Annotated in this window: 18 protein-coding genes; 13 read left to right on the forward strand and 5 right to left on the reverse strand. The window is 44.9% G+C overall.

Annotated elements, in window-relative coordinates; genetic code table 11:
• Window positions 1–508 precede the first annotated feature (508 nt).
• From LZ23_RS18470 to LZ23_RS18515, 9 genes are all read left to right on the forward strand, one after another.
• Window positions 509–1,786: an OmpP1/FadL family transporter gene (locus tag LZ23_RS18470; RefSeq protein WP_045216610.1), complete on the forward strand. Its 1,278-nt coding sequence runs from the start codon at window positions 509–511 to the stop codon at window positions 1,784–1,786.
• 170 nt (window positions 1,787–1,956) lie between these two features.
• On the forward strand, window positions 1,957–3,060 hold the full coding sequence (locus LZ23_RS18475) for a DUF362 domain-containing protein (RefSeq protein WP_045216612.1): 1,104 nt from the start codon (window positions 1,957–1,959) through the stop codon (window positions 3,058–3,060).
• Between the two features lie 1,013 nt (window positions 3,061–4,073).
• Window positions 4,074–4,376 carry an FmdB family zinc ribbon protein gene (locus LZ23_RS18480; protein WP_045216614.1) on the forward strand — a complete coding sequence of 101 codons (303 nt, stop codon included), beginning with the start codon at window positions 4,074–4,076 and terminating at the stop codon, window positions 4,374–4,376.
• A gap of 328 nt (window positions 4,377–4,704) precedes the next feature.
• A complete protein-coding gene (purB, locus tag LZ23_RS18485; RefSeq protein WP_045216616.1) occupies window positions 4,705–6,006 on the forward strand; it encodes an adenylosuccinate lyase in 1,302 nt (433 codons plus the stop codon).
• Window positions 5,996–6,568 carry an orotate phosphoribosyltransferase gene (gene pyrE / locus LZ23_RS18490; protein ID WP_045216618.1) on the forward strand — a complete coding sequence of 191 codons (573 nt, stop codon included), beginning with the start codon at window positions 5,996–5,998 and terminating at the stop codon, window positions 6,566–6,568. Before purB ends, pyrE begins: the two co-directional genes overlap by 11 nt.
• An 88-nt stretch (window positions 6,569–6,656) precedes the next feature.
• A complete protein-coding gene (locus LZ23_RS18495; RefSeq protein WP_157493327.1) occupies window positions 6,657–7,142 on the forward strand; it encodes a hypothetical protein in 486 nt (161 codons plus the stop codon).
• Window positions 7,132–8,424, forward strand: a complete 1,293-nt coding sequence (locus LZ23_RS18500; RefSeq protein WP_045216621.1) for a L,D-transpeptidase family protein — start codon at window positions 7,132–7,134, stop codon at window positions 8,422–8,424. Before LZ23_RS18495 ends, LZ23_RS18500 begins: the two co-directional genes overlap by 11 nt.
• A complete protein-coding gene (locus LZ23_RS18505) occupies window positions 8,421–9,119 on the forward strand; it encodes a hypothetical protein (protein ID WP_045216623.1) in 699 nt (232 codons plus the stop codon). The genes LZ23_RS18500 and LZ23_RS18505 overlap by 4 nt, the downstream gene beginning before the upstream one ends.
• Before the next feature lie 286 nt (window positions 9,120–9,405).
• Window positions 9,406–10,263 (forward strand): sugar phosphate isomerase/epimerase family protein, encoded by an 858-nt coding sequence (locus LZ23_RS18515; RefSeq protein WP_052507515.1) that lies wholly within the window; start codon window positions 9,406–9,408, stop codon window positions 10,261–10,263.
• Here the strand turns inward: LZ23_RS18515 and LZ23_RS18520 are convergent.
• Complete coding sequence (locus LZ23_RS18520) at window positions 10,202–11,125, reverse strand: pseudouridine synthase (RefSeq protein ID WP_052507516.1); 924 nt, start codon at window positions 11,123–11,125, stop codon at window positions 10,202–10,204. The two genes, LZ23_RS18515 and LZ23_RS18520, sit on opposite strands and share 62 nt — an antisense overlap.
• A 95-nt stretch (window positions 11,126–11,220) precedes the next feature.
• Complete coding sequence (locus tag LZ23_RS18525; protein ID WP_157493329.1) at window positions 11,221–12,837, reverse strand: hypothetical protein; 1,617 nt, start codon at window positions 12,835–12,837, stop codon at window positions 11,221–11,223.
• A gap of 353 nt (window positions 12,838–13,190) precedes the next feature.
• Between LZ23_RS18525 and LZ23_RS18530 the strand changes: the two genes are divergently transcribed.
• The 3 genes from LZ23_RS18530 (at window position 13,191) to LZ23_RS18540 (ending at window position 16,841) form a co-directional block, all read left to right on the forward strand.
• The gene (locus LZ23_RS18530; protein WP_045216628.1) at window positions 13,191–14,441 is read left to right on the forward strand and encodes an RsmB/NOP family class I SAM-dependent RNA methyltransferase; all 1,251 of its coding nucleotides are present in this window, start codon (window positions 13,191–13,193) and stop codon (window positions 14,439–14,441) included.
• Window positions 14,442–14,592: 151 nt separating this feature from the next.
• Window positions 14,593–15,354: a class I fructose-bisphosphate aldolase gene (locus LZ23_RS18535; protein WP_045216630.1), complete on the forward strand. Its 762-nt coding sequence runs from the start codon at window positions 14,593–14,595 to the stop codon at window positions 15,352–15,354.
• A gap of 251 nt (window positions 15,355–15,605) precedes the next feature.
• Window positions 15,606–16,841, forward strand: coding sequence for a molybdopterin molybdotransferase MoeA (locus tag LZ23_RS18540; RefSeq protein ID WP_045216632.1), 1,236 nt, complete (start codon window positions 15,606–15,608; stop codon window positions 16,839–16,841).
• Window positions 16,842–16,865: 24 nt separating this feature from the next.
• On the opposite strand, the gene LZ23_RS18545 is transcribed toward LZ23_RS18540, so the two are convergent.
• The 3 genes from LZ23_RS18545 to dut are packed head-to-tail and all read right to left on the reverse strand — an operon-like array spanning window position 16,866 to window position 19,393.
• Window positions 16,866–17,705 (reverse strand): 50S ribosomal protein L11 methyltransferase, encoded by an 840-nt coding sequence (locus LZ23_RS18545; RefSeq protein ID WP_052507517.1) that lies wholly within the window; start codon window positions 17,703–17,705, stop codon window positions 16,866–16,868.
• On the reverse strand, window positions 17,706–18,917 hold the full coding sequence (locus LZ23_RS18550) for an aspartate aminotransferase family protein (RefSeq protein ID WP_045216634.1): 1,212 nt from the start codon (window positions 18,915–18,917) through the stop codon (window positions 17,706–17,708).
• Window positions 18,918–18,931: 14 nt separating this feature from the next.
• Window positions 18,932–19,393, reverse strand: a complete 462-nt coding sequence (gene dut, locus LZ23_RS18555) for a dUTP diphosphatase (RefSeq protein ID WP_045216635.1) — start codon at window positions 19,391–19,393, stop codon at window positions 18,932–18,934.
• A 372-nt stretch (window positions 19,394–19,765) separates the two neighbouring features.
• Between dut and glgP the strand changes: the two genes are divergently transcribed.
• Window positions 19,766–22,327, forward strand: coding sequence for an alpha-glucan family phosphorylase (gene glgP / locus LZ23_RS18560; RefSeq protein WP_045216637.1), 2,562 nt, complete (start codon window positions 19,766–19,768; stop codon window positions 22,325–22,327).
• Window positions 22,328–22,334: the final 7 nt, after the last annotated feature.

Raw genomic sequence — 22,334 nt, forward strand, 5'->3', positions numbered from 1 at the left:
CCCCATTTATGGCTCACTGCTTCAATACTTCCAGCCCTGGAACAAAGTGCGTAAATTTCCTGCAGAACAGGTCTACAGGGCTACATTTATACAAGAAAAATTTTTCATCAAACATCAGAACTTTCCACCAGGCACAGCTTTCTGCCCGGAGGCTTACAGTCCGGAGGGGGAATGTCCCTCGCTGTGTAAATTTTCATTAAAACCGATTTCTGCCAAAGTCCCAGGCGTTACCTGTCATTTTAATGGTTCCTTGCTCGCAGTTCATTCTTTTCTTTATATCTGACAAAGATGGATTGCCGCGATGGGGCCCGGCAATGACAATATTAGACCCTTTTCTCTGACCATAATTCCCCCGTGTTTGGTTTGTTAAAAGTAGTTATTTAAAAAGTAAGAAATGAATTGCAAATAACAGGAAATAATAATATAGGCTGAAAAATTTTTGCGGCGTTATATTAGTTTGTAATTACTTTTTGTAACACTTTTAATTATGTACTATTCAGGAGGCGGGATGAGAGATGGTGTTAGTCTTAAAGCTTGTGTGTTGATGATTGTGCTGCTCTGTTTTGTCTATGTCGGGCATGTGAATGCCGCCGGTTTTGCACTTTATGAATGGGGTGCCAGGGGCACTTCCATGGGTGGAACCATGATAGGCCGTGCTGATGATCCTTCTGCGGTTGCCTATAATCCAGCCGGTATTACTCAGCTGGAGGGTATTCAGGCCAAGGCAGGCTTCTCTGTGGTCTCTCCCACAGGCAGAATTCAAACTCCCGAGGGATCCAAAAGCATTACCAGGAATCACTGGATACCTCCTTATGCTTACCTTACCTGGCAGATGAATGACAAGGCCTGGCTTGGACTGGGAATTTACAACAGGTTCGGTCTGGGTACAGAATATGATAAAGACTGGTTCGGCAGGTATAACAGCCAGTATACCAGAGTTCAGTCACTGTCCTTTAACCCTAATATTGCCTATAAGTTGACTGATACGCTGTCCATTGCTGTTGGAGCTGAAATCATGTGGTTTGATTTTCACCAGGAAAGAGCTATAAATGACTGGGCCAGGGGCATGAGAGCGGCTGATATCGATGCCAAACTTGACGGGGACAGCTATGGTTTTGGCGGTAATATTGCCTTGCACTACAAACCCAATGACACGTGGGCTTTTGGCTTGACTTATAAAAGCAGAGTTAAGCAAAGTATTTCAGGAGATGCAAAATTCAGCCGTCATCCCGGTGCTGCAGTTCCTCAGCCCTGGTTTCAGAATACTTCAGCCAAAGGTGACATCACATTGCCTGACTCGTTTGCACTTGGTGTTACATTCAGTCCAATGGACAGGCTGAGTCTTGAAGGAAATGCTATTTACACTTTGTGGAGTACTTATGATGAGCTGAAAATTAATTTTGGACAGGACTTGACCCCAGGCAGTCCTTTGGGATCAACCACAACATCTTCCACTGATAAAAAATGGAAGGATGTCTGGCGTTTCCAGCTTGGCGCTGAATATGAACTGACTGATTTGATAAATGTTCGTCTTGGCTATGTGTATGATCAGATACCTGATCGTGACAGATATGCTGACTACATGACTCCCACCAACAACCGGCACATAATTACCACAGGCCTTGGTTTCAAGTGGGAAAAGGCCAGTTTGGACTTATCCTACTCATACCTGTGGTTCGCAAACAGGTCCATTGATGAACGTTACTTAGATGACGGAGTTTTGGACAGCAGGTTTAAAAATGGTCGGACTCACTTGACCGGAATAAGTTTCAGCTACAGGTTTTAATTATCGTAACAGTTTAGCCCTGCTTAAGGGAAGCTTGGGACCGGCTTTTCTGGTACCTGCTTGAACAATAACCATTGTTTTAAACTTGTTATTTATGAGGCAAGCGGGATCTGGAAGGTCCGGTCCTCTTGCCGGATCCAGGGCCTGAACTATTACAAATCGGAGAATTAATGAGTAAGGTGTATTTCTGGAATCTCAGGGCTTCGCGAAAAATGCCATATGATCTGCGTATAAAAAAGCTGCTGAAGAAATTAGAGCTGGGGGCTATGTTAGAGCCAGGAATGCTTGCAGCTGTTAAGATTCATTTTGGGGAAGGAGGGACAACCGGTTTTGTATCTCCACTCTGGCTTAAACCTGTTATCGATTTTGTTAAAAAATGTGGAGCTAAACCTTTTTTAATTGATACAAATACTCTTTATATAGGCAATCGAGGAGAAGCTGTCTCGCATCACCTGCAGGCCGCTGCCCATGGGTTTGATCCCAATGTTATCGGGGCACCAGTGATTATTGCTGATGGCATAAAAAGCCGTAATGAAAGGATCATAAACTATGCCGGCAACAGCTTGTCAGAATTTTATATTGCTGGTGACATTGTTGACAGTGACTTTATTGTCAACGTCAGTCACTTTAAAGGGCATGAACTTGCAGGATATGGTGGAGCACTAAAGAATCTGGCCATGGGTTGTGCCACCCGTCAGGGAAAAATGCGACAGCATTGTGGTTTAGGGCCCAAAGTTGATCTGAAGCATTGTATTGGTTGTGGTATGTGTGTGGAAGTATGCGCTCCCATGGCCTTAACTCTTGATGAAGAAAAGGTTGCCCTGGATCTGGGTAAATGCGTTGGTTGTGCTGCATGTTTTCTTGCTTGCAAGACTGGAGCACTGTCAATAAACTGGAAAACCGAAGTGGATGAATTTTTGAAAAGAATGATGGAATATGCTGGAGCGGTTTTGAGTCTTATGCATGATCGAGCCGTGCATATCAATTTTGTGTTTAATGTCACGCCTGACTGTGACTGTCCAGGTTTCAGCGATGCCCCTGTATGTGCAGATATTGGAGTGCTGGCATCCAAAGACCCTGTTGCCGTTGATCAGGCCTGTCTTGATCTTGTAGACAACGCTCAACCTCTGTTTCCCAGCAAACTTCCGGACAGCGCTGTCCCCGGAGATGACAAGTTCAAACTTGTCCATCCCAAAACCAATGGGCGGTGGTCTTTACAATATGCTGAGGATCTGGGCCTTGGTACCCGAAGCTACCAGTTAGAAACCATTTGATAATAATGACAGGTTTGGGCAGTATGTGTTTTGAGGTCTTTATTTCAATGATGCCTCAGACCTGGCTATGTCTCAGGGCAAAGAGCCAGCTGAAATGCCTTGGAAAATAAGGATAAACAAAATTCTGGACAGTGCATATTTTTTAATGCTATTTGTTAATATTGGTTCTCAGCGAAGAGATTTGATCCAAAGTATCTGTTTAGCGCTTTTAAGGAAAGCAGGGGACAGGCACTCGGGGACCCACTTGATAATCAATTTGTGCTCAAAATGACTCATTATTTTGGACAAGTGGGTCCCGGAAGAGCCAGTCCCCCTCCGGGCTGTATGCCTCCGGGCAGGAAGCCGTGCCACATCCAAAGCGCTAAACAGATATGATCCAAAAAAATAAATATCAATTCATAATCTCAGGAGGAATAAGTGGGAAGTCATAAAAAAATTGAGCGTAAAAAAGAGATTGACAGACGTCGCAGACGCCGCAGAAAAAGACTTAAGCAAAGAATCAGAGAAGCAAAAAGTGCAGCTAAAAAAGATTAGCTGTGAGGGACATTTTTTCAGCCTGAAGCTGAACACCTGCATTATTATTGCAGTGTAATTAATGCATTGTCCCCAGCTTTACAAGTTCTGATACAAAAATCATAATAGCTTAGACTTTTTTTATGGAAAGCAGGAAGACAGGCCCTCCTGACTCACTTGTGCACTAACCGGTGTTTTAAACATGATATTTGTCAGGCAAGTGGGCCCGGAGGTGCCAGTTCCCTGTTTCACATCCAAAGGTCTAAACTATTATTAGAAATCGTATCTGTTTAGCGCTTTTAAGGAAAGCAGGGGACAGGCACTCCGGGACCCACTTGAGCATCAATTTGTGCTCAAAGTGACTCATTTTTGGGACAAGTGGGCCCCGGAAGAGCCAGTCCCCCTCCGGGCTGTATGCCTCCGGGCAGGAAGCCGTGCCACATCCAAAGCGCTAAACAGATACTAGAAATCTATATCGCCTGTTAAGGAGGAAAAAGTAAATGCCTATTTATGAGTACAGGTGCAATGACTGCCAGCAGGTTTTTGAAGAGTGGCAAAAAGGCTTTGAAGACCTTGAAAAAGTCTGTCCTATCTGTGGTGGGGCGTCTTCAAGGCTCATATCCAACTCAGCTTTCGTGCTTAAAGGAAGTGGTTGGTATGTTACGGATTATTGCGGAAATAATTCAGCAGCCGGCAATGGGGATGGTAAGACGACTGAAAAAGAAAAGTCCGCCCCTGCTACTGAAACCAAGGCATCGGATACAGGCAGCACGCCTGCAACTTCAAGTTCCCAGGCAAGTTAGGCTTGCAAAGGCAGCTGGTCAGCTGCCTTTTTTTTATCAACTTGATTAAAACATTGTTAATGCTCAAGACTGGCCCGAAGAGCCTGTGCCCTGTTTTCCTTAAAAAGGGCTAACGCGGGCTGAACCCGCGACCCAGTTATCTGTTATCTGTTATCTGTTATCTGTTATTTGTTATTTGTTATCTGTTATCAGTGTAAGGCAGTGAATTCAGGCTTTTGTTCTTCAACAATTAACTATTAACAATTAACTGATAACAATTTCTTGTTTTTTATGACAGGGTTCCAGGTGTAAGTTACTAAACTGTAAGAATATTATATGGATTGTATTCATGATTGAACGATATACCAGAAAGGAGATGGGTGACATCTGGTCAATGGAAAACAGGTTCAAGTCATGGCTTGAGGTTGAGCTTGCCATTTGCGAAGCCTGGCATGAACTTGGAGTTATTCCAGCTGAAGATATGCAGCAGATTCGCAGCAATGCGGGATTTGATCTAAATCGTATTTTAGAGATTGAAGAGAAGACCAGGCATGACGTTATAGCTTTTTTAACGGCTGTTGAAGAGAAGGTGGGGCCATCTGCAAGATTTATTCACCTGGGATGTACTTCTTCTGATATTGTGGATACTGCCAATGCCTTGCTGCTTTTCAGAGCAGGCATGCTTATTTCAGGCGCATTAAACAGCCTGCTTGAGACTCTAAGTGATCTGGCTCACAGGCACAGGGGGCGCCTTGTCATGGGCAGAACTCATGGCATTCACGCTGAACCCACCAGTTTTGGTCTCAAGATGACCAACTTTTATGCTGAATTCAGTCGTCATCAGGCCCGGTGGAGAAGGGCTGTAGATAACATCAGGGTAGGTAAAATTTCCGGTGCTGTTGGCACCTATGCTCATTTAGATCCTGAAGTGGAAAGGATAACCTGTAAGCTCCTGGGACTTAAAGTTGATCCAATTTCTTCTCAGATTGTCCAGCGCGACAGGCATGCAGAATACTTTACAGCCCTGGCTTTGCTGGCCGGTGGAATTGAAAGGGTTTGTGTAGAACTCAGGCATCTGCAGCGCACTGAAGTTCTGGAAGTAGAAGAAGGATTCACCAAGGGACAGAAGGGGTCTTCAGCAATGCCTCATAAAAAGAACCCCATATCTGCTGAAAATTTGACTGGACTTTCCCGCCTGGTTCGAACCAATGCCTTAGCAGCCATGGAAAATATGGCTTTATGGCACGAACGTGATATCAGCCATTCATCAGTTGAAAGGGTTATTATGCCTGACTCAACCATCCTTATTCACTACATGTTATTCCGCTTGAATAACTTGCTGTCCAACCTTAAAATCAATGAAGCCAATATGGAGCGAAACCTTAATTCTTCCATGGGGCTCTATTTTTCCCAGCGTGTACTGCTTGGTCTCATTGAAAAGGGGATGCAGAGACAGGAAGCTTACGAATTAGTTCAGGGTCACGCCATGCACTGCTGGGAAAACCAGGTATTTTTTCCAGACAGAATCAGGTCAGACTCCAGAATTTGTGACTTTCTAAGTGCTGACAGGCTTGATACGCTTTTTGACACTCAATATTACCTTCAACACGAGAAACTAATCATGGACAGGGTGTTTGAAAATGGGAAATGACGAGCTTAAAATTAAACTTGCCAGGCTGCTTTATTCCAAATCCTACAAGGAAGGCGACTTTACCCTTACTTCAGGCAAAAAAAGTGATTACTATTTTGATTGCAAACAGACTGCCCTCCATCCTGAGGGCTGCTACCTGATAGGTAAGCTGTTTCTAAATATGATCCATGAGTCAGCTATGGAAATACAGGGTGTTGGAGGCATGACTCTGGGAGCAGATCCCTTGATTTCTGCTGTTACTGTTGTGTCATACTTAGAAAAAACCCCACTTCCAGGTTTTATTATCCGTAAAAAATCTAAAGGACACGGGACTAATGCCTATCTCGAAGGCATGGCCAACTTTAAGCCCGGAGACAAGGTATGCCTGCTGGAAGATGTTGTCACAACCGGTGGTACACTTCTGACAGCATGTGAAAGGGTTAAAGACCAGAAACTTGATATTCGCGGTATAATCTGTGTACTTGACCGTCAGGAAGGGGGCAGGGAAAATATTGCCAAGGCCGGTTACCAGCTGACATCCATTTTTACCAGAAAAGAACTGCTCCATGCGGCCCGGCAATAGCTGTTTTATTCTATCGGCCATTATTGTGCTAACTTTTTTGGGTATCGGCTGTCAGGTCAAAAAAGCACCCCATTTCCTTTGGCCGGATATGGACGATCCATATATTCAGACTACCCGTGAATGGACAAGATCTGGTGCCCTTTATTCCGGTATTGAGACCGACATACTGGTTCAGGCTACTTTAAAGAGCAAAGACTGGACCCAAGCCTATTTCAGAAAAAAACAAGCTGTTTTTTCACCTTCTCCGAGGGAAATCATGGAGCAGGAAGAAAGGGCCTTGCGAGATCTTGAAACCGAGATTACTGTGTTTGTTTCGCTGTTCAGCCCTGTACGGGATCATTCTAATCTGCGGTTCAACGATCCATTATGGTCAATTTTCATAGTTCAGGATGATGAAAATATTTACCCCATTGAAATAAGGCCGGTCAGGCTGCCTTTGGCCAGGCTGAAGGTGTTTTATCCTTATGTCGATCAGTGGCACAGAAACTTTAACATCCGGTTTCCAGCTCCTGCCGGAGAATCAGTGCTAATGGTCATGACAGGTCCTCTCGGGAGGATTGAACTTGAGTGGTGAGGTTAATAAATTGAGTCCAAGACTTTTATTTTTTTTACTTTTGTTTGTTCCTGCCCTGACCTATGCTGAGGCATGGAAGCCACACTTGACCGGCGATGCTTTTGCTCCTGAAACTATACTGACGGTAGATAAGCAAAATCAAAGCTTCTTAATTTTTTCCAACAAGAGTCCTTTGGTCAAGAAAGAGTCCTGGCAGTGCACAACAGGTCAGGCTCAAGGGGACAAACTGGTGGAGGGAGATCTCAAAACCCCCGAAGGGATTTATTTTTTAGAAAGAAGGATAGCCAACAATCCTTACCTGCCCTACGAGCTCTTTGGTGACCTGGCATTTACTCTGAACTATCCCAATCCAGTTGATCGCATAAAAAATAAAACAGGTCACAGCATATGGATTCACGGACGCGGCAGAGAGGTTGTTCCTTTTGATACTGAAGGCTGCGTGGCAATGGATATGGAGTATATGCTGGCTTTAGAAGATTATGTTGAATTTCGGAAAACTCCTGTAATCATTGCTGAAAAAATATCCTGGTCTCCTGATGAGATTGAGCATGAGCACTCTCGAGCAATTGCCCGCAACAGTCTGCAGTGGGCAGATGACTGGCGCAATAAATCCACTGCGTATTTTGAGCACTATGATTCCATACTTTTTCCCAAAAGCGAAGGGCAGAGTTTCAGAGCTTTCCAAGCCCATAAGCAAAGGCTCTTTAACCAGTATGCCTGGATGGATGTTTTTGTTGAGCAGCCCAAGGTTGTGCATGGACCGGACTATTCTGTCAGTTATTTTGGACAGGTTTTCAAGGCTCCTGGATTTTATTCCAGGGGGATTAAGAGACTTTACTGGAAACAAGATGATGACGGGCGATTCAGGATTGTAGGCGAAGAATGGCGTTCATATCCCAGTGCAGACCTGGAAAAGGCTTATCTTGACGCTCGCAAAGATGATATCTTAGAAGTACTTTCCAGGTGGCGAGAAGCCTGGTTAGATGCAGATCTTGATGCCTACGCCAGTTTTTATCACAATAATGCAGTTCAAAATAATCTCAGGGGCAGGAGCAGTATTGTTGATCATAAGGTTGATATCTGGGGCCGGGGACTATTGCCGAAAGCCATTGAAATCAGCAATATCAAGTTTGAAACATCCAATGAAGGATTTGTGCTGGTATTTTACCAGAATTATTCAAGTGTAACCGGTTTTTCAGATTTTGGTGAAAAAACTCTTACTTTGGCCCCTTTTAAAGATCAATGGAAGATAATTTCTGAACACTGGAGAGAAATTAGTTGAGCTCTCACAAGTATAATGTCATCTTAATGCGTGATGATACTTCAGTAAAGCGCTTTCGTCTCAGTCCTTTCTGGATCAGGTTTATTGTGCTTATTTTCCTGTTGCTGCTGAGCTCAACAGTGGCTGGGGGTTATTATACCTACTTTTTCTATAATCAGTATCAGACATTGAAAGTCTCATGCCAGTTGGATCGCGATGCTCTTGTTCAAGCCAACAGGGAACTAACCAGGCTTCAAAATATCAGTACTATGCTTGAAAGCCATAATGACGAAAAACTGCGCTCACTTCTGGCCCAGAGCAAGGAAAGACCAAGGGTTTATTCTGAAAGAGTTGACCTGCAGGACATTTTTGATCTTGTGGATTCAGGTCTTGTAGGTATCACCAATGTGCAGGCAAGGTTTGTCCGGGACAGTATGAGGGTTCAGCTTGAAGTCAACAACCTTGATTCCGGTCAGACAGTTTCGGGCAGGGTTCATATTTTTCTAGTTAGAAATGATGGTTTGATGATTGATCTTAATCTTGAAGACAGGGATCTTGACTTTTCAATCAACCGGTTCAAGTCTATGGATACCACTTTTGAACTGCCTGAGGTTATGGATCAGGATACAATTTTTGCCCTCAGGATTAAAGCCAACGATAACGAGGGGCAAGTTCTCTACAGTGAAACTTATCCCTTAAGCCATGTTCTTATATAGTTTAAAGCAGTCTGATGTTTTCTGATGGTTGCTATGCGACTTTTTTGCTTCTTTGTTTTACAATTAAAAAACTGGTATCTGTTTAGCGCTTTGGATGTGGCACGGCTTCCTGCCCGGAGGCATACAGCCCGGAGGGGAACTGGCTCTTCCGGGACCCACTTGTGCCAAAAATGAGTCACTTTGAGCACAAATTGATGCTCAAGTGGGTCCCGGAGTGCCTGTCCCCTGCTTTCCTTAAAAGCGCTAAACAGATACAAAAACTGCATAAAGCCTGTAGTATTCTGCCATGACCCGCTTTTTTGTCAATCTCCCATTAAGTTACAATCTTACTCAGCCTGATACATTTGATTTTTTCAGACACAACGCAGTATCTCCAGAGTTAGGCTTAGATCTGCTGACCCTTGAGGTTTACTCCACCGCTCACCATAAGATAACAGCTGGAAAGTTTGAACATCAGAAATTAAAAACAGCTGTGCATATGCCTTTTATCGATCTCAAACCGGGCAGTCCTGACAACTATATTCATGAGGCCAGCATCAGAAGGCTGAAAGAGGCGGTTGCATTTGCAAAGCTTTACTCTCCAGAACATATCATTGCACATACAGGATATGTTCCCAATGTTTATAACGGCCATTACAGCCGATGGATAGAGAATTCTCTTATCGCCTGGCGGGCAATCCTTGATGAAGCAGGCGACATTCCTGTTTATCTGGAAAATGTATATGAGCAGGATCCGACGGAGATAGGAGACTTACTTTCTGAACTTGGAGGCAGGGCTGGATTCTGTTTTGATCTTGGGCACTGGTTCAGCTTTGGGGGCGGTAAAAAGGGTGGTGATCTGACCAGTTGGCTGCAGGGTCTGGGGCCCTATCTGCGTCACCTCCATCTGCATGACAATGATGGCTTGCATGATGAACATCTCGGACTTGGAACCGGTAAGATTCCCTTTGTCGAGCTTTTTGCCGGACTTGAATTGTTAGATCTTTGTCCTGGGTTTACTCTTGAACCACACAGCCCGTATGACTTTGAAAAGAGTCTGGAGTTCATCTGCCAGAGGCAATACTGGTTCAGCCTGTTGGGATTCAAGAAGAATGACTTTGATCATATTCACAGACTGAAGTCACGAGTTCAGACTTTGAGATAGAGAGATATAATTCCGGATTAAACCTTCCTTCCCAGTCTGGCAGATGAGTGAAACTTTTTTTTCCCCAGTTTAGTCTGAAACTGTGCAGGTACATGGTTTTGCATTCTTTGTCTGTATGTTCTGTATCTCCAATAATTGGATGACCTTTTTGAGCTAGATGCAGTCTTATCTGATGAGTGCGCCCAGTATATATTCTGACCCTTAACAATGACATATCCTCAAAGCCGGCCACTACAGTTATTGAGCTTCGGGCTTCTTTTCCCCGGCTATCCACCCTTGCCCCAAGATGATCTTTTAGAATGCCTGCCTTAATTTCTGCAATATTTGCATCCCATTTCCCCTGAACCCATGCAAGATATTCTTTGCAGAACCCGGGTTGGTTCCAGATGCTCTGGATGTATCGCAACCATTTATAAGATTTGGCAAACAGTATTATGCCGGTGGTGTTTTTATCAAGCCTGTGCGCAGGTGTAGGTGCAAAAACAGCATGACTGTAAGCTGCATGAACACGCGTTACAAGGCTGTCGTTATGATATGTTCCAGGGTGAACCGGAAGTCCGGGAGGCTTGTCAAGGACAAGATATTCATGTGATTCATAAATTATATCAATGGGTCCGGCATCAGAGGTATCAGTTTTTGCTGATGAAGAGTGGGGGGGTACTCTTATTTCATCTGCAGCACAGACCCGTTGGAAAGGTTTGCATCTGCCTTTGTTCACCCGGACCTGGCCAGTCCTGATAAACTTCATTATGGCTGATCTGGGTATATCACGTCCAAGTTTTCGTTGCAGGTACGAAAATAGTTTCTGGCCGGATTCCTGTTCACTTACCTCATAGTATTTGACCTGGCTTGAGGTTTTCATTTTTTACGTGCTCTGCTGGGGCGGGCCGGACCGAACCTGTCAGTAACGCCTCGCCCCGAATCAAAATCAGGGTTGAGATGTCCGGCAACTTATTTTTATTGCTCTCTCCGGCCCATGGTTTCGGAGTCCAGCTTATATGCAAGCACTATAGTGCCCCGGTCCTGAAGACCTGTAATGCCCGGGTGCGTATTGACCAGTACTACAAGGTCTTTCTGGCCGTCGCCGTCAAAATCAAATAGTCCAAAATCCATGATTCCAGCTCTGATTTTTCTGGTATTCCAGTGAACATTTAAACCAATATCATCCCAGAACATTGCTCTGATTTCACCTTCAGGAAAGTTTCTGTGGCGAGCGAATATCCTTGTCATGCCGGCAAAATGCTTGTGGACAAGCAGGGTATAGTCTCTTGAATCTCCTATTCTGGCAGGCAACAGTCTTGTGGGTATATAGTAGTAATTTGGATCAACATCACTTCCGCGACCAAGGCCCGGCATAGTGTCATGTATTTCTATACCCAGCCTTGATCCAGCATATTCTTCAGTTGTGCTGTATCGCAGATTATGAGTGGAGCTGTAAACTTTCAGAATATCATTCTCAGCCAGGACAATGAGGTGGTCATCATCTTGTGGAAAGTAGGTGAAGTTAAAAACATTGGCGTTAGGTGGCAGAGATATTCTTGGCCCCAACTCAGGGCCGTCACTGGTCATAATGACTTCCTGTACCGAGTTGGGGTTGAAGAGTCTGGATCCGCTTGCAGGTCTCTGGCCGATAATGGCTGGCCTGTAATGAGGTGGAAGCATGACTATATTCATGTAAAATGGAATTCGCTGATGCAGGGTTGTGAACTCATCATTTTCAAACTTGAGAATAAGTGATCTAGCCCGTTCATCCTGCATTGCTGAGATGATTAATTCATCATTACCGTCTCTATTGATATCATAGGCGTTGATGTTGAGAGGCTGGTATGTCAGGGGAATTTCATAAGTATCAACAGGCATCATTCTGCCTTCCTGGAGCCGATAAGCATGGACATGGCGATCTCCAAGAATGAAAATAGTTTTGGTTCCGCTGGATTTAGACGAACCCAGAGCAATGCCTACACTGGAAAAAGATAAAGTCTGGCTTCTCCACCTCCCAGCGGCGTAAGGATCATCTTCAAATCGGAAATGCGGACTGACAAAAACATCGGCTTCTGCAGGTCGGGCAGGTGGTGCCGGGGTATCTGCAACGACCTCTTCCTGAGCAACGACAGTTTGCTCAGGAAGAGCCTGGCTGAGCAGGCTGGAGGCAACCTGCTCAAGAGAAGGAATAAGTTCAGACAGGGACGGCTGCTTAAGGATAGGTTCTAAAGGACCCTGAATGGATGCAGAAAATACATCAAGGCTGGCTTCTCTATCCATTATAGTTACATTGCCATATACAATGTAGTCAGCTCCCAGCATGGAGCGGATTTCCTGAGCCTGAGCTGTTGTATGGGGCAATTCCTGTACACGCTGATTGATTTGGCCGGCAGGAATTGATGAACTTTGACCAGCTCTGGTTAAACGTGAACTTAGCATGGACTGAATGCCCTGGGCAAGATATTGGTATTCCTGTGGTCCATGGACTTCAAAAGGAAGAACAGCAAAAGTCTTTTCTGACTGACTCCATGCCTGTCCAGCACTGAGTAAAAAGGCCAGAAAACTATAGAGTAAAATTCTTAATAGCATCATTTCCTCCGAACAAGATGTCTTAATTAATGTGTAATAGTTCAGGCGCAGGTGTACGGCCCGGGGACGTTTTTCTTTTCAGCATCACTTATATGCAACCCATATATCCCTGGCAGTAATCGGACTGTGCACAGCCATGGCCCAGGCGTTTATGATAAAGCTAAATTTATTCACTGATAATTCAACAGTTCAAAAATGATCCTGCAAAAAAAAACACTTAAGTTTCGCTGGACCATTAATGTTTGTCAACTTAAATTCTTGGCAATGCTGGTGGCAATGAAATCCTTTGTCAGGATCTAAGAATTTTAAGATAAACTTTAACCTGCCACTATAGCGGCATTTTTCGAGGATAATATATGAAGTCAGATAGTCGGTCCAGGCGCTGGTTTCGCCTTTGCTGCAGCAAAGGTGAGCGATCAGACGTACTGAGCCTGTTGCACAATGAAGGTTTTGAGTTTGCTGACTTTTCGGGTGATACTGAAATTATGTGTTTTACGTCTGGTGGAAATCCTCCCGGGGGTTCTCTAACCAACTATTTCGGGCTGATCTATATTCAGGACATTTCATCAATGCTGCCGGCCATGTTGCTTAATCCAGAGCCTGGGGCGGCAGTGCTGGACATGTGTGCCAGTCCAGGCAGCAAGGCCGGTCAGCTGGCTCAAATGGTTGGTTCCAATGGGCTGGTGGTGGCCAATGAACCAAACAGAACCAGGCTTGCAACACTAAGAGCGAATATCAGGCGTCTTAATCTGACCAATGTTGTAACTACAGGATATCTGGGACAGAACTTTCCTGACAGGAACATCAGCTTTGATTATATTTTACTTGATGTTCCATGCAGTGGATGGGGTACAGTGGATAAGAATCCCGAGGTTTTGAAGATATGGTCACAGGATAAAACTGGTTCACTTGTGGGACTTCAAAGAATTTTATTAAAATCTGCTGCCTCCCTTCTTGCTCCTGGAGGGCGGTTGGTTTACTCTACATGCACCACCAATGAACAGGAAAACCAGGAGCAGATTAATTGGGCTCTGCAGGAACTTCCACTGCAGATACCTTCAGGCAAAAACTTGCTTCCACAAGAGATTGCTCAATGTTCACAAGAGATTTTTTCCGGAATGTTCAAAGTTATGGGCAGAAGGCTGGGAGGACAGGATTTTTTCATGGCTGCTTTAGAATCCACCAAGGCTGACCAGGATGGACAAAGGCCAATTCCAATGAAAAAAAACCGGGCTGAACAGGTTGCATTTACAAATGATATGCGGCAATTAACCCATGGAAGGTTGTGGAACTTTTCCGGAAAAGTTTTCTTTGTTCCTGAAAGAGCATGGGAATTTATTGGTGCTGGAGTTAATGCTGCAGGCCTTCATGCAGGCAAGAGAAGCAGGAATAACTTTCTGGTGTGGCCTGGTATGCGGGCTTTTCTTCCTGGTAAGGATTGCGGAACATATTACGCAGTCAGGGATGTCTCTGAACTCAGGAGCTTAATCAATGGTCAAAGTCTCAGTGTTACAGGGGAAAGCAGGATGATTGGGTTATATTGGAATGATCTGGGGCTTGGCTGGGTGAAAATCAGGAAAAACAGGCTTTTCTGGTCGGATAGATAGGGCTTCAGGCTTGGACCTGGCGGTTGTTCGTGCTGGACGCAGGCGAATACGTGAGTTTTTATGTGCAGCATGTATAGTCAGGAGTCAGGAGTCAGGAGTCAGGGGGCAGGGGGGAACTTTTAACTCTCAAGATGAATAGTGCAGGAGAAGTATGACTGGACATAAACGAAGACTTGAACGTTTTTTTGATGTCAGGACACGCAAGACAATGATTTTGCCCATGGATCATGGAGTAAGCGAAGGCCTTGTGTCAGGATTAGATGATATGTCTAAGCTAATTTCCTCTTTAACCGACACTCAGGTTAAGGGGGTTGTTCTGCATAAAGGTACAGCAATGGAGCAAAGCGCTAACTTAAGCGTGAACCAGAATCTGGTGATTCACCTTTCAGCAGGTACCAAGCACGGGCTGCCATCATACGGCAGAGCACTGGTCTGCTCCATTCAGGAGGCCCTGCGCATTGGTGCTGATGCTGTTGCTGTACATATTAATATTGGTAATGATTTGGAAGACAGGATGCTTTCAGATCTTGGGCTTGTGGTTGATGAGGCGCACCAGCTTGGTGTTCCGGTGCTGGCCATGATTTATGCCCGGGGAGGACAGATTATTAATGAGCTTGATCCTCATCTTGTGGCGCATTGCATCCGAATTGGTTCTGAACTCGGTGCTGACATAATTAAGGTTCCATATAGCGGAGACAAAAAGATTTTTAACAGGGCAGTAAAATCAGTGTCCACGCCTGTTGTTATCGCTGGTGGCCCAAAGCAGGATGACTTTGAAAGTTTTCTGAATATGGTTGATGACAGTATCGAATGCGGTGCAGCAGGGGTCAGCATAGGCAGAAATATTTTTCAGCAGCCTGATCCTGTTTCGGCTATAGATAAGCTTTGGAAAAGAATAGCAGTAACAGGTTAGTAACTTACTCCTGAAGCTTTGTCATAAAAAACAAGAAAATTTGAACTGCTTTCTTCCTTTGCGCCCTTTGCGTCTTGAGTGAGTCTTCGAACGGGCGGTTAAAATATCTTTTTTTGGGTTGTGGGCACAGCCCGCGTTAGATTTTTGATTTTTGAATGTAACATGGAATTTGCAGTGTCTGCCCCTGCTTTGATTAAAGTAAGGCGAAACTATTTTGGATTTCGCAGGTGGTTATCCTGAATGAGGTATAAATGAAGGATTTTTTCAATATCATAAAAGTTAATGATTTTTTTTCCATACTTAAGAGACATCCTGTACTGGACAGTGTTGAGACAGAACTGGGTGAGGCTGGAGGGAGTTTTTCATCTGTTGATATTTTTGCTCCAGAAGATCTTCCTGCAACAGACAGGTCATCCATGGATGGCTACGCTGTAAGGTTTAAAGATACTTTTGGAGCAGGTGACTCCAATCCTGCCTATCTTGAGCTTTGTGAAAATATTGGCATTAATGCTGTATCCCTGCATGAACTAAAGCCAGGGCATTGCGCAGGCATTGTCACAGGCGCGACTTTACCTCCGGGTGCGGACAGTGTGGTAATGGTGGAGTATGCCCATGATATGGGAGAGGGATCAATTGAAATAAGAAGGCCTGTTGCTCCGTGGGAAAATGTTATGCTCAAAGGGGAAGATATTAAAAGCGGAGAACAGGTTCTTGGCGCTGGGGAGCAGATATCTTACCGCAAGATGGGGCTTCTTGCTGCTTTGGGTATTGAAAAGTTATCTGTTTACCAAAGACCTGCAGTGGGAGTCATTTCTACAGGCGATGAACTGGTGGAGATCAGCATGAGACCCTTGCCGGGATGCATCAGGGATATCAACTCCTTAGCTCTGGGGCAATTGTTGCGTGAGAATGGCTGTAATCCCACCATATACCAGATAGTACCTGACAGTGAATCCCTGCTGGAAGCATCACTCAGGCGTGCTCTGAAAGAAAATGATGTGGTTCTCATATCAGGTGGAAGCTCAGTGGGAAATAGAGATTATACAGTGAGTGCCATGAATGCCGTCCCAGAGCTGGAAATTCTGGTTCATGGAGTTGCAATCAGTCCGGGCAAACCGACGATTTTTGCTGCCAGGGGCAATAAATGCGTGTGGGGATTACCAGGTCAGGCCGGATCTGCCCAGGTTGTCATGCTGGCCCTGGTAATACCTTTTCTTAAGCATTTGCAAGGTGATCCAGATCCTTTTAATCCAAGAGAGGAACTCATGGTCAGAGCCAGCCTGTCACGGAATATTGCGTCAAAATACGGTCGCGAAGACCATATCCGGGTCAGGTTGGAGAAGAGTAATGGTCAGGTTTTTGCTGTGCCTGTGACAGGCAAGTCCGGTCTTTTGAAAACATTGCTCAAGGCCGATGGATTGATAAAAATTCCGGATAACTGCGAAGGGCTGTCTGAAAATGATGAGGTTCTGGTCAGGTTGTTTTAGCGGGCTGCACCTATCCACATGTAATTAACTTCTTGCTGAATAATAATGTATTGAACACCATTCTCCTTCTTGTTCAACCGTGGGGTCTTTTAAGCCAAGTTTAGAATAAACAGATATTACCTCATGGGCCTGGTCTATGAGAATACCTGACAGAATAAGATGGTATGAGTCATCAAGACAGGAAACCAGATGACTGGACAAATTTATAAGAGTGGAAGCCAGGATGTTGGCAAACACAAGGTTGAACCTTGTCTCAGAATTCAAGGCGCTCAAACTGCCCTGAATCACCGAAATACAGTCTTCTACACGGTTAAGCTTCATATTTTCCACGGTATTGACAACAGCTTCCTGATCAATATCCATGGCTAATCCCCTGTGACCCAATCGGGCAGCCCCAATGCTTAAAATGCCTGACCCGCATCCAAGGTCCAGAAAGTTGCACTTGGGCGGCATCATCCCGGTGCGTTGCAGCTTTGCCATGGTTTTGAGACAAAGTGCAGTCGTTGCGTGATGTCCGGTACCAAAGGCCATTTTGGGTGTAATCACAATTTTTATCATTTCTGTTTCTTTGCCAGCCAGCCAATGCGGTACAATGATGAATGTGCTGTGAATTTCAATGGGGGTGAAGTATTTTTTCCATTCTTCACTCCAGTCGGCTTCGTCTACCTCCTGACCGGAAAAAATAAAATTGTGGGGTAGTTTCTGAATAAGGGCCTTTATGTCCCGGGCTTTTTCCTGGCTTGAAAAATGGATGCTAACTGCCCCGGAATCATGTTCTTCCCATCCCCAGGAGATGCGCTGGTGAAGCAGGGGCAGAAGGCTGTCCATGCCTTCAGAGCTGGAATGTATGGTCAGGGCATACATTTAAGGCTCACAAAGTTCTTTACTGCCCAGCAACTGGTCAAGGGCAACGGCAAATGATTTCAGGTGATCTTCTTCAATAATTAGAGGAGGCAGCAACCTCAAAACTGTGTCCTGAGTCAGATTGAGAACAAAACCCTTTTCAAGCAGGGCCAGCCAAATCTTGTTGCCGGGAAAAGTTAGTTCTATTCCAACCATAAGGCCTTGACCGCGAATTTCTCTGATTTTTTCAGGATGTCTTTTTTTTACATTTTCAAGTTCAGCTTGAAGCATGAGGCCCTTTTGAGCTGCCATACTGATGATGTTATCTCGTTCTATAATTTCCAGGGTTTTAAGAGCAGCCATGCAGGATATGGGACTGCCGCCAAAGGTTGTTCCGTGAGTGCCCGGGCCAAAAGCAGAGGCAACATTATTTCGGGCCAGAACCGCACCCATGGGAAGGCCTCCTGCCAGTGCCTTGGCTGTGGTGATAATGTCCGGTTTCAGCTGGTAGTGTTCATGAGCCCAGAACCTGCCTGTCCGGGCTATGCCGGTCTGAATCTCGTCCACAATGAGCAGCAGGTCATGCTTTTGACATAATTCACTAATTTTGGCGACAAAGCTTTTTGTTACAGGTTTTACTCCTCCCTCACCCTGGATTACCTCAATCATAATAGCTGCTGTATCTTTGGTGATGGATTGCTCAAGGTGCTGTTCATCATTGAACCTGATAATTTTAAAACCCGGCAGAAGGGGGGCAAAGCCATCTTTGATTTTATCCTGACCGGTGGCGGTTAGCGTGGCCATAGTCCGGCCGTGAAAAGATCCTGTTAGAGTGATAATTTCAAACCGTGTTTGATTTTTAATTTTCTGCATATATCTGCGAGTCAGCTTAATGGCCCCTTCATTGGCCTCTGCTCCTGAGTTGCAGAAAAAAGCCTTGCTGTCCGGAAAGGTAGCTGTAAGCTTTCGGGCAAGCTGAATCTGTTCTTCCTGGTAAAACAGGTTGCTGACATGAATAAGCTTTTCTGCCTGCTGCTTGATGGACTCTACAATTTCAGGATGACTGTGGCCAAGGTTACAGACCGAAATTCCTGCAAGCAGGTCTAAGTATTCCCTGTCTTCAAAATCATAAAGCTTACAGCCTTTGGCTTTTTTTACAGCAAGAGGATATCTTGCATAAGTTGGGCAGATATAATCGCTGGTATTTTTCTGGAAAAAATCCACTTCAGACATGATTGAAACTCCTGTTACATATTTCCAGTATGGCCAAACCCGCCAGATCCGCGGGTTGTAGCGCAAAGATCCTCTACTTTGGCAATATCTGCCTGATAAAAGGGCATAAAAACCAGCTGGGCTATGCGCTGGCCTCTTTTGACATGGTGTGTTTGCTGGGAGGTGTTGCGCAGGCAGACTAATATTTCGCCGCGATAATCCGGATCGATGACTCCCACACCCTGGCAGACCACCAGCCCTTTTTTGGTTCCCAGACCGCTGCGGGAAAAGATAAAGCCTGCTACACCCGGATGCTGTGGCTCAATACTGATGCCAGCTGGAAAAAAAAAACTCTGGCCGGGTACAAGTTCCACAATTGATTCATCCATAAAGGCTCTCAGGTCAATGCCGGCTGACATGGATGTGGCATATTCAAGCCTGTTTCCAGATTGATCTGTCTGTCTTAAGAATTTTACCTTGACCGCGATACTATGCATTGTCGTTCCTTTTGTCTTGCGAGTAAAATATGGCCGATTGATAACCTTGAGTGGAAAAACCTGCAAGGATTAAATTTTAACTTTTTATGTAATAGTTTAGCCCTTTTCTAAGGAAAGCAGGGGACAGGCACCCCAGTCCTTGTTTTTTGTTGATGTAAAACACAGACTTAATAAAACAAGGGCTGGGAGAGCCAGTCCCCCTCCGGGCTGTATGCCTCCGGGCAGGAAGTCGTGCCACATGCAAATGGCTAAACTGATACCTTTTTATGAATTACAGGTTTGCAAAGATGTTTTTATGCCAGAAATGAGTTCTTGCAATTTCAAGCTTAGTTGGGCAAGATCACCAAAATGATTTAATCGGAGGTTTTTTATATGCGTCCACTGAAAGTTTACAGCGTCACGCCAAGGCTGCCGGACAATCTCACCCCCTTGTGGGACCTGGCTTTTAATTTCTGGTTTTCCTGGAATCACGATATCTGCGAATTGTTTGAGCGGATTGATTATCAGTTGTGGCAGCAATGTCGTCAAAATCCAGTAAAGTTTCTTAATCAGGTTTCGCAGGAAGCTATTGAAGAATTGTCCAAAGATGATTTTTTTCTTGAGCGGCTTCAACGCACGAGAGAAAGTCTGGAAAAATATACTGGAGCAACCAAGGCTGCTTTTGATTTCAAAGACAGCAAAGGTGAATCAGTTATTGCTTACTTCAGCGCCGAATACGGCATCAGCCGGTCGCTGCCCATTTATTCAGGAGGATTGGGGATTCTTGCCGGGGATCATCTTAAATCAGCCAGCGATCTTAATATTCCCTTAGTGGCCATTGGCCTTTGCTACCAGAACGGTTATTTCAGACAATATCTGACTGCTGATGGATGGCAGCAGGAAAGGTACCCTGTAAATGATTTTGAAGAAATGCCCATGACTCTGGTTCGAGACGAGGACGGCAATCCTTTGAAGGTGCAGGTTACTCTTCTGGATCGCCTGGTCAGTCTGCAGATTTGGAAAGCCAGAATTGGGAGAGTGGATCTTTTTCTTTTGGATACGAATCTCAATGAAAATATACCGAATGACCGAGAAATTACAGCCCAGCTTTATGGTGGTGACTGGGAAATGCGTCTTAAGCAGGAAGTGGTGCTGGGAATCGGCGGCATCCGGGCTTTAAAGGCTTTGGGGCTTAACCCCAGGGTAATTCATATGAATGAAGGGCATTCCGCTTTTGCTGGTCTGGAACGTATCAGTGTTTTCATGCGTGAGTATAATATGTCTTTTGAAGCAGCCACTGAGCTAGTTGCCTCCAGCAGTGTTTTTACTACACATACTCCTGTTCCAGCAGGCAATGACCGTTTTGATCCAGAACTTATGCGCAAATATTTTGAAAGTTATGCCCGTGAGCTGGGGCTGGCATTTAAGGTTTTCCTGGCATTGGGCAGAGAAGATCCCCGTGATGACAGTGAACTGTTTTGCCAGACGGTTCTGGCTTTGCGTCTTTCCAGATTTAATAACGGAGTCAGCAAACTCCACGGCAGGGTGGCCAGAAATATGTGGAAGCGAGTATGGCCTCAATATCCTGTAGACGATGTACCTATTGCAGCCATTACCAACGGTATTCACATTCCCACCTGGACTGCACCAGACATATCTTATCTTTTTGACCGCTATCTTGGTGCAGACTGGAGAGAAGATCCAGATTGTCAAAGGGTCTGGAAACAGGCTGAATCCATACCTGATTCAGAACTGTGGAGAACCCATGAACGACTAAGGGAAAGGCTGGTGGATTTTGTGCGTACCAGACTTAAAGATCTGACTCTGGCCCGCGGGGGAAAACGTTTAGAACTCCAGCTTGCCGGGGAAGTTCTTGATCCAGGTGCCCTGACCATTGGCTTTGCCAGGCGCTTTGCTACTTATAAAAGGGCAAACCTGATTCTAACGGATGTAAAAAGAATTCTCGAAATAATGAATAACTCCAAACAGCCTGTTCAGTTTATTTTTGCTGGAAAAGCCCATCCCAAGGATGTTGAGGGCAAGAAGATAATCCAGCAGATAGTGCAGTTTTGTCGCAAGTCCGAGTGCAGACATCATTTTGTATTTATTGAAGATTATGACATGGAAATTGCCGAACATATGCTTCAGGGCTGTGATGTATGGCTTAATAATCCCAAACGACCTCTTGAAGCCTGCGGCACCAGCGGTATGAAGGCTGTTGCCAACGGAGTTCTTAATTTGAGTGTTCTGGACGGATGGTGGGATGAGGCTCATACCCCGGACAACCGTTATGGTTGGGCCATAGGCGACGGTGAAGAACATTCTGACCAGGAATACCAGAACATGGTGGAAAGTCATTATTTATATAATGTACTGGAAAGAGATATTATTCCTACATTTTACAATCGCTCTCATGGCAATATGCCTGTTGAATGGATTAGAAAAATGAAAAACGGACTCAAGGATCTTTGTCCTGTTTTCAGTTCGCACAGAATGGTGGAGGATTATGCAACTACAGCGTATCTGCCTGCCTATGACAACTTTGTGAAGCTTGAAAAGAACGAATTTGAAAAGGCCAAGAGCCTGGCTTCATGGAGAATGGACCTTATGACCAAGTGGGGAGATGTCAAAATCAGAAATGTTCGCTCTGTGGAAGAGGATGTACTGCATTCCGGTGATGAACTAACCATTTCAGCAGAAGTATATATTAATGGTTTGTCAGCAAAGGATATTCAGGTTGAAATCTATTCAGGATCTGTGGACATAAATGGAGACTTTTTGAACAGAAATACAATGTGCATGGCTCGAAAAGAAGAGGTTGAAAAGGGGTGGATACGTTACGAAGGTACTATCAAAACCTCCACCACCGGGCGCTTTGGATACACCGTGCGTATTCTGCCTCACCATCCATTGCTCCTTGATCCTCATTGTCTGGGGCTGATCCACTGGGCCTGATGATTAA

This window comes from Desulfonatronovibrio magnus (assembly GCF_000934755.1).
In the GTDB taxonomy this organism is placed as follows: Bacteria; Desulfobacterota; Desulfovibrionia; order Desulfovibrionales; family Desulfonatronovibrionaceae; genus Desulfonatronovibrio; species Desulfonatronovibrio magnus.

Excerpts from the sequence above, each read along its gene's own strand:
- LZ23_RS18470 (WP_045216610.1), top strand. The coding sequence starts at position 509 with ATGAGAGATGGTGTTAGTCTTAAAGCTTGTGTGTTGATGATTGTGCTG.
- LZ23_RS18475 (WP_045216612.1), top strand. The coding sequence starts at position 1,957 with ATGAGTAAGGTGTATTTCTGGAATCTCAGGGCTTCGCGAAAAATGCCA.
- LZ23_RS18480 (WP_045216614.1), top strand. The coding sequence starts at position 4,074 with ATGCCTATTTATGAGTACAGGTGCAATGACTGCCAGCAGGTTTTTGAA.
- purB (WP_045216616.1), top strand. The coding sequence starts at position 4,705 with ATGATTGAACGATATACCAGAAAGGAGATGGGTGACATCTGGTCAATG.
- pyrE (WP_045216618.1), top strand. The coding sequence starts at position 5,996 with ATGGGAAATGACGAGCTTAAAATTAAACTTGCCAGGCTGCTTTATTCC.
- LZ23_RS18495 (WP_157493327.1), top strand. The coding sequence starts at position 6,657 with ATGGACGATCCATATATTCAGACTACCCGTGAATGGACAAGATCTGGT.
- LZ23_RS18515 (WP_052507515.1), top strand. The coding sequence starts at position 9,406 with ATGACCCGCTTTTTTGTCAATCTCCCATTAAGTTACAATCTTACTCAG.
- LZ23_RS18520 (WP_052507516.1), bottom strand. The coding sequence starts at position 11,125 with ATGAAAACCTCAAGCCAGGTCAAATACTATGAGGTAAGTGAACAGGAA.
- LZ23_RS18525 (WP_157493329.1), bottom strand. The coding sequence starts at position 12,837 with ATGATGCTATTAAGAATTTTACTCTATAGTTTTCTGGCCTTTTTACTC.
- LZ23_RS18530 (WP_045216628.1), top strand. The coding sequence starts at position 13,191 with ATGAAGTCAGATAGTCGGTCCAGGCGCTGGTTTCGCCTTTGCTGCAGC.
- LZ23_RS18535 (WP_045216630.1), top strand. The coding sequence starts at position 14,593 with ATGACTGGACATAAACGAAGACTTGAACGTTTTTTTGATGTCAGGACA.
- LZ23_RS18540 (WP_045216632.1), top strand. The coding sequence starts at position 15,606 with ATGAAGGATTTTTTCAATATCATAAAAGTTAATGATTTTTTTTCCATA.
- LZ23_RS18545 (WP_052507517.1), bottom strand. The coding sequence starts at position 17,705 with ATGTATGCCCTGACCATACATTCCAGCTCTGAAGGCATGGACAGCCTT.
- LZ23_RS18550 (WP_045216634.1), bottom strand. The coding sequence starts at position 18,917 with ATGTCTGAAGTGGATTTTTTCCAGAAAAATACCAGCGATTATATCTGC.
- dut (WP_045216635.1), bottom strand. The coding sequence starts at position 19,393 with ATGCATAGTATCGCGGTCAAGGTAAAATTCTTAAGACAGACAGATCAA.
- glgP (WP_045216637.1), top strand. The coding sequence starts at position 19,766 with ATGCGTCCACTGAAAGTTTACAGCGTCACGCCAAGGCTGCCGGACAAT.